General features: G+C 68.6%; 6 protein-coding genes and 1 pseudogene. 5 read left to right on the top strand and 2 right to left on the bottom strand.

Features of this window, described 5'->3' with window-relative positions; translation table 11 throughout:
• Positions 1-218, bottom strand: a 218-nt coding sequence (locus VFZ20_RS11325; protein ID WP_329683987.1) for a carboxypeptidase-like regulatory domain-containing protein, incomplete at its 3' end; no start/stop codon positions are given.
• A gap of 335 nt (positions 219-553) precedes the next feature.
• Here VFZ20_RS11325 and VFZ20_RS11330 point away from each other — a divergent pair.
• From VFZ20_RS11330 to VFZ20_RS11350, 5 genes are all read left to right on the top strand, one after another.
• Positions 554-790, top strand: coding sequence for a hypothetical protein (locus tag VFZ20_RS11330; RefSeq protein ID WP_329683988.1), 237 nt, complete (start codon positions 554-556; stop codon positions 788-790).
• Between the two features lie 71 nt (positions 791-861).
• Complete coding sequence (locus VFZ20_RS11335) at positions 862-1,524, top strand: DsbA family protein (protein ID WP_329683989.1); 663 nt, start codon at positions 862-864, stop codon at positions 1,522-1,524.
• Between the two features lie 432 nt (positions 1,525-1,956).
• The gene (locus tag VFZ20_RS11340) at positions 1,957-2,358 is read left to right on the top strand and encodes a hypothetical protein (protein ID WP_329683990.1); all 402 of its coding nucleotides are present in this window, start codon (positions 1,957-1,959) and stop codon (positions 2,356-2,358) included.
• Between the two features lie 207 nt (positions 2,359-2,565).
• Positions 2,566-5,043 carry a DNA translocase FtsK gene (locus VFZ20_RS11345; RefSeq protein WP_329683991.1) on the top strand — a complete coding sequence of 826 codons (2,478 nt, stop codon included), beginning with the start codon at positions 2,566-2,568 and terminating at the stop codon, positions 5,041-5,043.
• A gap of 248 nt (positions 5,044-5,291) precedes the next feature.
• Positions 5,292-5,717, top strand: coding sequence for a VOC family protein (locus VFZ20_RS11350; RefSeq protein ID WP_329683992.1), 426 nt, complete (start codon positions 5,292-5,294; stop codon positions 5,715-5,717).
• Positions 5,718-6,019: 302 nt separating this feature from the next.
• Here the strand turns inward: VFZ20_RS11350 and VFZ20_RS11355 are convergent.
• Positions 6,020-6,330: pseudogene (locus VFZ20_RS11355) on the bottom strand (hypothetical protein); the annotation flags it as partial.

Below are 6,330 nucleotides of genomic sequence, written 5' to 3' on the forward strand. Positions count from 1 at the left end.
AGCGCGCGGTATCCCAGTCGCTCCGCGCGGACCAAGAAGGGCCCGCCGCCCTCGGGGAACGGGACTGCATATCGTCCCTCGGCGTCCGAGGTGTCGGCGCGCGACAGCCCCGTCCCGGACGTGACGCGGACCACGGCCTGGGAGATGGGCCCACCCTGGTCGCGGTCCAGCACCCGACCGGAGAGGCCCGGCGCACCCGCCCCCGGTTGCGCGTGCACGGACGCACTCCCGAGCACGGCAGCGGCCAGGGCGACCGCATACGGAAGGCGCCGGAGCAACGACCATCCAATCATGACGTTTATTGCCGGAACGAAGCGGGTGGGTTGGAGCGGTGTATCGAGCAGGAGATTCGCGGCATCGACGATCCTGCCCGTTCCTGCTTAGCCGGGAGACGAGCCCAAGCGGTCACCGGGAGAATTTTCCGATGACCGAACTTGCTCGATTCCGGACACGACTTGACAGCGGATTTCGTGAATTATAGCGTCCGGGGGCGTGCGCGTCCACGCTTCCCCTCGACATGCTCCACCCTACCCTTCCCGAAAGACCAAGCCCCATGCCGAACGCAACCAAGTTCAGGGTCAGTCTCGCCGTCATCACCCTGGCGGGCGCCTTCCACCTCAACTCCGCCCAGGCTTCCGCGCCTGCGAATACTGATTGCGACTCTTACGCTCAAGGCTATGCCGCCGGTCTATGCGCCACGAAGAAGCAAAAGCCGGTGGGCGTGGTGTACACCTGCAACCTGGACGGCACGGCCAACATCGAGAGCGTTACCTGCGTCACGCCGACCTGAACCGGTTGGACCCAAGGTGGACGCGCACCTTGGGCATCCGTCCTGAAACAAAGTCTCATCGAGAGTAGCGTATGCGGAAGGTGCTGGGAGTGCTGATGAACGGGGTCCTTACGGTTTGCGCCGTCATCGTTACAGGCCTCGTCATCCGGCAGGAGTTCTTCAAACCGGCTGCTTCGGCAGAGACTTCGGCGCCGACCACAGTGCCCAACTGGCGCGCCTATGCACAGGGCGGGCATCGCTCCGGACCGGAGAACGCCCCTGTCACGATGGTGGTCTTTTCTGATTTCCAGTGTCCCGCCTGCCGGCTCCTTGCCGCGCACGTCAAGGCACTGCGGACGGAGTTTCCCGAACAGCTGGCGATCATCCATCGCCACTCTCCCCTGTCCATGCACCCGTTCGCGATCGAGGCCGCACGGGCCAGCGAGTGCGCAGCCCAGCAGGACCGTTTTTCGGCTTTTCACGACGCATTGTTCATTGACCAGGCGGATATCGGACTTGCCCCCTGGAACCGGTTCGCGGTGAATGCCGGGGTTCCCGACGTTCGCGCGTTCGACGGATGCATGGCCGCCGGCGCTCCGAGTCAGACGCTGCACGCCGACACGATGGCCGCCAGTGAGTTGAAGGTGAGCGGCACACCGACCTTGCTGATCAACGACCTTCGGTTTACCGGAACGCCGCCGCTTGATACGCTGAGGGCAGTGATAGCGCGCGCGGCTGTTCCGCCCGCCGAGTGAGCTGGCCCCGGCTCGCCAGCCGGACGGCTGTCTCCGAGATCTTTCACCTCTGTCCAGGAGCAGACCATGAACGCTCGAACGTTCCGGATCAGCCTCGCGCTCGTAACCTTGGTGGGTGGCGCCCACCTGAACACCGCCCGAGCCGCTGAAGCGGGAGCGGCGAGCTGCGACCTTCAGGCCGCCGGTCTGTATGCCACCGCGTACGCAACGGCATACTGCGGGGCCAAGAGCTCCAAGCCGTCCAGTGTCGTCTACAGTTGCGCAGCCGACGGCAGCGTAAGCATTCAGCTCGTCACATGCGTTGAGCCGACCTGAGCCAAACCGCAGCCCAGGTACGAAGCGATGCAAATGTGCCGCGTGTGGTCGAACTACGCTCCTTCTTTCAGGATAGGGATTCCGGTGAACACAAGAACGTACCTGCTAGCCCTGGGGATGGGCCTGCTGCTGCATCCGCAGATGGCGCACGCGCAGCCGGGCTCCGGAACGCGCCACGAGTATACGTTCCCGGGTGCCGAAATCCCACCGCGTGGCCCGAGCTGGGGATTCTCCACCATCATGCGCCCCGGCCCCGGAAACGATCCCTACGTCTACCCGATCGTCGGGACTGTATGGAGCGGGTCCGCCGCCGCCGCCGCGGGCATGATGGCGGGGGATACCATCATCGCCATCGACGGACAGGACATGCGGTATCACCCGTTCTTCCCGGTGAGGGTAGCGGGAACCCGCTACCTGATGCTCGTGCGGCGGGGAGCGGAAGAACTGGAGCTCGTCTACGTCTACCCGAAGGAGGAAAATCCGCCAGGCGAGCAGCCGGCAGCGGCTCCGCCTCGCTGATCGGTCCACAGGCGTGCGACAAGGCCCGTCCGCGTGCATCCGCCGGACGGGCTTTCGCGTCATCGCCCCACACCGGCGTTCCGCACGGCCAAGCCGAACGAGAACGTCCGTTCCATCCCGGTAGTTCCCCGAAGGGCCCGTCCACGCTATCTTGTTGCCTCAAGCGTTCCCTTCCGCAGAACTCGGCACTGCTCTACCTGGAGCCGAATGTTTTCCCTGGACGACAAGCAGCGACGCGAGCTGTGGGGCCTGGGGCTGTTTGCCCTGGCACTGCTGCTCGCCCTGAGCCTCATCCCCCTCGCGGCCTTTGGCGAGGGCGCGGCGCGCGTGTTCCCGGCCGGCAACATCGTCGGCGTGGCCGGCGAGGCGCTTCGCGGCGGGCTCACGGGCTTCATGGGCGTGGGCGCCGTGGCGCTCCCCATCCTTGCCGCGCTCTGGGGCGTGTTCTGCTTTCGCAAGGTGGACCCCAGCATCGCGCTGCGCTGGACCCTCCTCTTCGCGGGGCTCGTCGTCCTGGTCCCCAGCGCCATCTCCATCCTGGGCGGCACGGCGGGCGATCCCACGCCGGCCGCCGGGTGGCTGGGCGCCGCCACGGGGCTGCTGCTGGTATCCGCGCTCTCCGCGGTGGGCGGCGCCATCGTCCTCTTCTTTCTCTTTGCCGCCCTCTCCGTGGCGACGGTGGGCTGGAACCCCCTGCGAACGGCGTTCTACGGCGGACGGTTCGCCATGAACCACGCGCGGCAGGCAGCCGTGGCCCTGCCCCGCCCCGCCATCGCCCTCCCCAGCCCGCTCAAGCTGCTGCCCAGGCGCGGCGGCGCGGCCCCCGTGGCGAATCCGCTGCCCGCCATCCCGCGGGCGGACGATCCGGGCGTGGAGGACGCGGAGTTCGAGTTCGAGGCGGACGGCGACTGGGACGACGACGTGCAGCCGGCCATCGACCCGGACGCCACGCAGCTCGATCCGCCGGTCGCGCCCGCCGTGCCCCCGGCGCCAACGGCCAGCGCCCCGGTGCCGGCAGCCGCGCCCGCCGCCAGGCCGGAAAAGGCGAACGGCAAGGCGGCCAAGCCCGCCGGCCCCCGCGGCATCGTGGCGGAGCAGGTGGAGCTGCTGCCGGAGGACAGCGGCGACCCGTACAGCACGGACCTGCCCACACCGGGGCTGCTCGTGGCCGCGCCGCCGCGCGACGAGGCGCGGGGACGGCAGGAGCTGGACAAGCTGGGCCAGGTGCTCATCGACAAGCTGGCCACGTTCAAGATCGAGGGCGAGATCGTGGGGATGACGACGGGCCCCGTCGTCACGCAGTTCGAGGTGAGCCCCGCGCCGGGCATCAAGGTGGCCCGCATCGCCAACCTGGAGGCGGACCTGGCGCTGGCCCTGCGCGCGCCGTCCGTGCGCATCGTGGCGCCCATCCCCGGCAAGGGCGCCGTGGGCGTGGAGGTGCCCAACCCCGAGCCGCAGATGGTCTACTTTCGCGAGACCATCGAGTCGCCCGCGTTCCGCTCCACCAAGGCGGCGCTTCCGCTGGCCCTGGGCAAGGACATCGCGGGCCGGTCCACGGTGGTGGACCTGGCCAAGATGCCCCACCTGCTGATCGCGGGCGCCACCGGCTCGGGCAAGTCGGTGTGCGTCAACACCATCATCACGTCGCTCATCTTCCGTCACACGCCGCGCACGCTGCGGTTCCTGATGGTGGATCCCAAGATGGTGGAGCTGTCGATGTACAACGACCTCCCCCACCTGCGGCACCCCGTCGTCACGGACAACAACGACGCCGCGGCCGTCCTCAAGTGGGCGGTGCTGGAGATGGAGCGCCGGTACACGCTCCTGTCCGTGAACGGCGTGCGCAACCTGCAGGACTTCAACAAGAAGATTGAGCAGGGCTCCATCCTGCGCTCGGCCGAGGCGGACGGCGAGGAGGGTGACCCGGACCGCTGGCTGTACAAGGGCGGCGAGCTGCCGTACATCGTCGTCATCATCGACGAGCTGGCGGACCTGATGATGACCGTGCAGGGCGACGTGGAAAAGCCGCTCGCGCTGCTGGCGCAAAAGGCCCGCGCCATCGGCATCCACCTCATCCTGGCCACGCAGCGCCCGTCCGTGAACGTCATCACGGGCCTGATCAAGGCCAACTTCCCCAGCCGCATCGCCTTCCGCGTGTCGTCCAAGGTGGACAGCCGGACGATCCTGGACCAGAACGGCGCGGATGCCCTGCTGGGCAACGGCGACATGCTCATGCTGCCGCCGGCCAGCAGCGAGCCCGTGCGTCTCCAGGGCGCGTACCTGAGCACGGAAGAGACCGAGGCGATGATGGGCTGGTACCGGGAGCAGGCCCGCCTGCGGCGCGAGGAGGCGCTGGCGGCGGGGCTGGACCCGGCGGAGAGCACCCGCGCCGAGGCCAACATCCTGGACGAGGTGCGCGCGCAGGAGGACAGCGGCGAGCTGGAGAGCGACGAGGAGCCGGGCGAGCGCGACAAGCTGTTCCGGCAGGCCGCGGAGCTGTGCATCCAGCACCAGGGCGGAAGCACGTCGCTGCTGCAGCGGCGCCTTCGCATCGGCTACGGGCGCGCGGCGCGGATCATCGACCAGCTGCACTTTGCCGGCGTCCTGGGCCCGCCCGACGGCTCCAAGCCCCGCGAGGTGCAGATCGACTTCACGCAGCTGGACAGCATCTGCGGAGCGGACTAGGCGCGCGGACAGCCGACTTCGGCGTGGCGGGTCCCACGCGGGGGGAGCGGGGTGGACCAAATGCCGAGCTGATCCGGCAACGGCCGTCTCCGAGCCGGAGCGAATGAATTCGCCGCTGGAACTCCGCAAAGTCTGCCTCGCGTTGCCTTCGCGGACTGCACGGCGGAGTTCCGGCTGTCTGGCGTGGATCTTCCGCGAGCGACATCCAGCCGTTGGTCCGTCGTAATCCACCCGTGATCGGCCCGACGATGCACGCGCGAGAGATCCTGGAGGCCTGCGTCTACGCGGACGACCTGGAGGCGGCGGAGCGGTTCTACAGCGCCGTCCTGGGGATGGAGGTGATCACGCGCGTGGAGGACCGGCACGTCTTCTTTCGCTGCGGCGGACGCGTGTTCCTCGTCTTCAACCCCGCCGCGACGGCGGACGGCGGCGTGGTCCCGGGGCACGGCGCCACGGGCCCGGGGCACGTGTGCTTCGCCATGGGCGCGGACGAGATGGATGCGTGGCGCGCGCACCTGCGGACGCACGGCGTGGAGGTCGAGATGGAGCGCGAGTGGCCGGGCGGCGGCCGGTCGATCTACCTTCGCGATCCCGCCGGGAACAGCGTGGAGCTGGGCACGCCCTCCATCTGGCGCATCCCCGACGCGGCCGCGTTCGGCGCGGGAGCGGAGTAAAACCGGATCCGCACAAACACTTCACATCGATGTTGATTTCCTGAGAGAGCCCCCGCGCCAAACTCGCCCGTTCACGGGATTGTGGGCGCGCCCGAAGGATCTCCGTCGCGAGGCAGGCACTTCGCTACCGGACCGGGTCCTTGCCAGGGCGGGAAGATCCTTCGGGGCCGAACGCATCCAGCGTGGTTGAGTTCGTGAGGGCCCCTCAGGAAGACAACTGCTTTTCCGGATTCGATATACGTCACACGACAAAAGCGGCCCCGCGCATGGAGCGCGGGGCCGCTTCGTATCCACATGGCGGATCAGGGCGAGAACTCGGGCGGCATCCGGCCGGCGCGGGAGGCGTCCCACAGCTTGCGATGGTACGCGTTGCGGGCAAAGTAGGTGGGGTCCAGCACGTCCGCGCGGGCGAACGACGCCGCCGCGGCGGGCAGATCGCCCAGCCGGACCTCCGTGTAGCCCCGCTCGCCCCAAAGGTCCGCCGTGGGGCGCGGCAGGCTCGTGGCGCGGGTGAGCGTGGCCAGGCTCTCGCGCAGCCGCCCCTGCCAGCGCTGAACCTCGGCCAGGGCCTGGAGCGTGAGGCCGTTTTCCTCCAGCCGCACCGCCATCCGCA

The organism is Longimicrobium sp. (assembly GCF_036280135.1).
In the GTDB taxonomy this organism is placed as follows: domain Bacteria; phylum Gemmatimonadota; class Gemmatimonadetes; order Longimicrobiales; family Longimicrobiaceae; genus Longimicrobium.

Coding starts and splice junctions, on each gene's coding strand:
- VFZ20_RS11330 (WP_329683988.1), top strand. CDS start 554: ATGCCGAACGCAACCAAGTTCAGGGTCAGTCTCGCCGTCATCACCCTG.
- VFZ20_RS11350 (WP_329683992.1), top strand. CDS start 5,292: ATGCACGCGCGAGAGATCCTGGAGGCCTGCGTCTACGCGGACGACCTG.
- VFZ20_RS11340 (WP_329683990.1), top strand. CDS start 1,957: ATGGGCCTGCTGCTGCATCCGCAGATGGCGCACGCGCAGCCGGGCTCC.
- VFZ20_RS11345 (WP_329683991.1), top strand. CDS start 2,566: ATGTTTTCCCTGGACGACAAGCAGCGACGCGAGCTGTGGGGCCTGGGG.
- VFZ20_RS11335 (WP_329683989.1), top strand. CDS start 862: ATGCGGAAGGTGCTGGGAGTGCTGATGAACGGGGTCCTTACGGTTTGC.